Raw genomic sequence first — 4489 nt, 5'->3', positions numbered from 1 at the left:
TGTTCGACTTTGTTTCGCCGGACGGAGTAATCAAAGATGTGGAACTGGGAGTTCCCGTTAAAGTAAATATAGAGAATGGCGTAGCCGCCATGGCCATCGCCTGGTTGAACGGCGCTACCGAAGAAGAATTAAAGGATGCCATGCACACCTTTCAGGGACCAAAGCGCCGATTCGATTTCCGCATGAAAACGGACCATTGTGTGCTGATAGACGATTATGCCCATCACCCCGAAGAGCTAAAGGCGAGTATTCAGTCGGTGAAGGAACTCTATGCCGGCAGAAAGGTTACCGGTATTTTCCAGCCGCACCTGTTTACCCGCACACGCGATTTTGCACCCGAGTTTGCCGCCAGTCTTTCGCTGCTGGACGAACTGATCCTGCTGGATATCTACCCTGCACGCGAAGAACCCATTCCGGGAGTAACCTCGTCCATCATCTTCGACCGGGTGACTATCCCTGCAAAGAGGCTTTGCACCAAAGCAGAACTGCCCGGTATCATCGAGGCAGGAGAGTATGATGTTGTACTGATGGTTGGAGCCGGCGATATAGACCGGTTGGTTGAACCTGTAAAACAAATATTGGAAAAACGGTGATCCGCGCATTATCCATAGTAGTTGCCACGTTGTTGTTTGCCTACATCGTGTTTGTCTCTTTCTATTTCAGGGAAAAGAGACACAACCCTCGTTGTCACGACCTGGAGATTGTGGTGGAAGACAGCCTCGACAAACACTTTGTGAGCGAATCAGATATCATAGCCATACTCAGGCAAGCCGATCTGAACCCCATCGACAAACGGGCAAGAAAGGTTAACACCAACAAGATTGAGGCCGAACTGCTCAAGAACCAGATGATAGCCCGGGTGGAAGCCTATAACACCCCTTCCGGAACAGTCAAGCTGGAGGTAACGCAGAAAGTACCCATTCTGCGCATTATGAGTGTGCGGGGTAACTATTATGTGGATAACGAAGGCAGCACCATGCCAGTTAGTCCCCGCTACGTGGCCCACGTACCAATTGCAACCGGTTACATAGAAAAAGAGCTGGCTATTACCGATTTATATAAATTTGCATTATTTTTGCAAAAGGATGAGTTCTGGAATGACCAGATTGATCAGATATTTGTTCATCCCGACGGCGAAACAGAACTTATACCCCGGGTGGGAAGTCACCGGATCGTATTAGGTACACTGGACGATTTTGAAACCAAGCTTCAGAACCTGAAGCTGTTTTACGATCAGGCCATTCCTATCGTAGGATGGGAGAAATACAGTGTAATCAGTTTAAAATATAAGAATCAGATTGTTTGTACAAAAAAATAAATAATATGGCATACACAGACTTTATAGCAGCTATTGATCTAGGTACCTCCCGGATAGTCGGGATGGTGGGAAAGAAGAACGAGCACGGAGTTCTTTCCATAATTGCCTACGAAGTTGAAAACTCCGGTAACTGCATCCGGAGGGGATGTGTATATAATGTGGAAGAAACAGCCAATAAAATTAAACGCCTGGTAAGGAAACTTGAAAACAAGCTTCACGAGGCAAAGATAGAGAAGGTGTACGTAGGTGTAGGCGGACAGTCACTACGTTCCATCAACCACACGGTACCCCGTGTACTTGGTACGGAAGGCGTGGTGACGGACGAGATCATCTCGTCGCTGCATGCAGAATGCCTCAACTTCCATCCGGATATGCTGGATGTGCTGGCTGCGGTGTCTCCCGTATATTACCTGGATAACAAACCCGAGGCCAATCCGGTGGGCATTCCCTGCACACGCATCGAAGCAAAATATAAGCTCATTGTGGGGCGTCCTTCACTGAAGCGGCATATCATAAACAGTATTGCCGAAAGAGCCCAGATAACCATTGCCGGAATTATTGTTTCACCCCTTGCCCTTAGCGATGCCGTTCTGAACGACGACGAACGCGATCTGGGATGTGCGCTGATTGGTTTTGGTGCCGGTGTTACAACACTTACCGTTTATAAGGGAGGAAAACTGCTGCATCTGTCTGTTATTCCGTTGGGAAGCAATCTGATCACAAGAGATATAACCAGTCTGCATCTGCCGGAAAGCGAAGCCGAAAGGGTAAAACAAACCTACGGAAGCGCCATGATGGATCAGGATAACGACCAATCCATCCAGGTAAGTCAGGCCGACGGCTTGGGTATGCGTGAAATCAAGCTATCGGATCTCAACAACGTGGTTGAGGCACGTATGGGAGAAATTCTTGAGAATGTGTACGCCAGACTGGATGCCATCGAGATGGAGGGAACGTTAGGAGCAGGTATCGTTATTACAGGAGGTGGAGCAGCGTTGAAAAGTCTGCCCGAAGTAATACGCAAGCGCACTAAAATGGAGGTACGTTACGCGGCTACCCGCAGAGGAATTGTGGCCAGCGGCGACCTGGAAGCAGGTAACCCTTCGTATGCATCGGCCGTAGGCTTGTTGCTGAACGGAACCGAAAACTGTGCCGGCTATGTGCCTCCTGCTTATGTGGTTGAACCTGGCCCCTTCATGGAAGATCCTATAGAGGTACCGCCCATGCCGAAGAGTGAACCCGTTAAGCCGTCAAAACCCAAACCGGAAAAGAAACAGGGTGGGCTTTTAAAGAACCTTTCATCGAAGTTTGACAGCATGACACGGAATCTTTTTGATGATAGCGAAGATAAGTCATAAGCAATTGTAATATAATAACTGAACACATGGACGATACAATATTAGAATTCAATTATCCTACGGATAGTCCATCCATCATTAAAGTGATTGGAGTAGGAGGGGGTGGCGGTAACGCCGTAACCCATATGTATAAAGAAGGTATTCATGATGTTACATTTGTATTATGTAATACCGATAATCAGGCGCTTCTCAGATCGGATGTTCCTGTCAAGATAACTTTGGGACGCGAGATCACCCAGGGACTGGGAGCCGGCAATAAACCCGAGCGGGCCATGATGGCAGCCGAAGAGAGCCTTGATGATCTCCGCAAGATGCTTAGTGACGGAACCAAGATGGTGTTCATTACGGCAGGGATGGGAGGCGGAACCGGAACCGGAGCAGCCCCTGTAATTGCCCGTATTGCCAAAGATATGGGTATCCTTACGGTGGGTATTGTTACCATTCCCTTTGTATTTGAAGGCGAACGCAAAATTATACAGGCGCTTAACGGTGTTGAAGAGATAAGCAAGAATGTGGACGCACTTTTGGTTATCAACAACGAACGCCTGCGCGAAATATATGCCGACCTTTCCATTACCAATGCTTTTGGCAAGGCCGATGATACGCTTACGATTGCAGCAAAAAGTATTGCCGAGATTATTACCCTGCCGGGACTTATCAACCTGGACTTCGCGGATGTGAAAACAACCATGAAAGACGGAGGAGTGGCCCTGATGAGCCGCGGATACGGCGAAGGCGAGGGCCGGGTACGCAAATCTATCGAAGATGCGCTTAACTCGCCGTTGCTTAACAACAACGATATATTTAATGCCAAGAAGATTCTGTTTAACGTTTCCTTCTGCGAAGACACCGAGCTTCGTATGGAAGAGATGAACGACGTACACGACTTTATGTCGCGTTTTGGACGGGATATCGAGGTTATCTGGGGTACTACCCTTGATAACACCCTTGGAAACAAGGTGAAGATCACCATTCTGGCAACCGGATTCGGCGTGGAGGATATTCCTCAGATTGCCGATCGGAGAAGAGCCGAAAACTCGCGGATGTCTGAAGAAGAACTCCGTCAGGAAGAAGATCGCCTGCGTAAGGAGCAGGAAGAGAAGGACCTGATAGACAAATACTACGGAGCTTCCGGTCAGCGGATGCGTCGTGCTTCCACCAGAGCGAAAGCCGTTATACTCTCTACCGAAGAGATGGACGACGACGCCTTTATCGTATTGATGGAAGAGAATCCTACCTATAGCCGCGATCCGAAGATAATTACCCGTGCCCGTTCCAAAACAACCCGCGAAGAGGTAATAGCGCCGGTTATACAGGAAGAGAGTATCCCGGTAACTGAGAAGAAGGAAACGCCCGAAAACAACGGCCCTGTGATCCGTTTCCGTTAATGAATGAACTGTTTGTAAAATAATAAAGATATGAATCTATTTGATCAGGTAAGTGCCGACATTAAAGCAGCGATGCTGGCCAAAGATAAAATCCGTTTGCAGGCATTGCGCGGAGTAAAGAAAGAATTTCTTGAAGCGAAAACAGCCAAGGGAAGCGATGGAGAGCTGAGCGACGAAGCTGCAGTTAAAATCTTGCAGAAGATGATTAAGCAACGCAAGGAAAGCGCAGAGATCTACGTAACTCAGGGCCGTCCCGAACTTGCTCAGGATGAATTGAGCGAAGCCGCTTGTATCGAAGTATATCTGCCCAAGCAGATGAGTGCCGAAGAGCTTGAGCAGGCTTTGAAAGCAATCATCGAGCAGACAGGTGCCGCCGGAGCCAAGGATATGGGCAAGGTGATGGGCATGGCCACCAAAACACTGGC

5 protein-coding genes are annotated in these 4489 nt (G+C 48.4%); all 5 read left to right on the top strand.

Going from position 1 to position 4489, the window contains the following annotated elements; translation table 11 throughout:
* Positions 1–593 (top strand): glutamate ligase domain-containing protein (locus AB7E53_RS14275; RefSeq protein WP_446776430.1); only part of this gene is annotated, 593 nt, incomplete at its 5' end.
* On the top strand, positions 590–1318 hold the full coding sequence (locus AB7E53_RS14270; protein ID WP_446771393.1) for a cell division protein FtsQ/DivIB: 729 nt from the start codon (positions 590–592) through the stop codon (positions 1316–1318). The genes AB7E53_RS14275 and AB7E53_RS14270, both read left to right, overlap by 4 nt.
* 5 nt (positions 1319–1323) lie before the next feature.
* Complete coding sequence (ftsA, locus tag AB7E53_RS14265) at positions 1324–2676, top strand: cell division protein FtsA (RefSeq protein ID WP_079682729.1); 1353 nt, start codon at positions 1324–1326, stop codon at positions 2674–2676.
* Between the two features lie 26 nt (positions 2677–2702).
* Positions 2703–4064, top strand: coding sequence for a cell division protein FtsZ (gene ftsZ / locus AB7E53_RS14260; RefSeq protein WP_446772297.1), 1362 nt, complete (start codon positions 2703–2705; stop codon positions 4062–4064).
* Between the two features lie 30 nt (positions 4065–4094).
* A partial coding sequence (locus tag AB7E53_RS14255) for a GatB/YqeY domain-containing protein (protein ID WP_446776427.1) occupies positions 4095–4489 on the top strand: 395 nt, incomplete at its 3' end.

This window comes from Macellibacteroides sp. (assembly GCF_050251695.1).
In the GTDB taxonomy this organism is placed as follows: domain Bacteria; phylum Bacteroidota; class Bacteroidia; order Bacteroidales; family Tannerellaceae; genus Macellibacteroides; species Macellibacteroides fermentans.
Note: the sequence above shows the minus strand (reverse complement) of the source record. Positions and strands in the feature narration are given on the sequence as shown.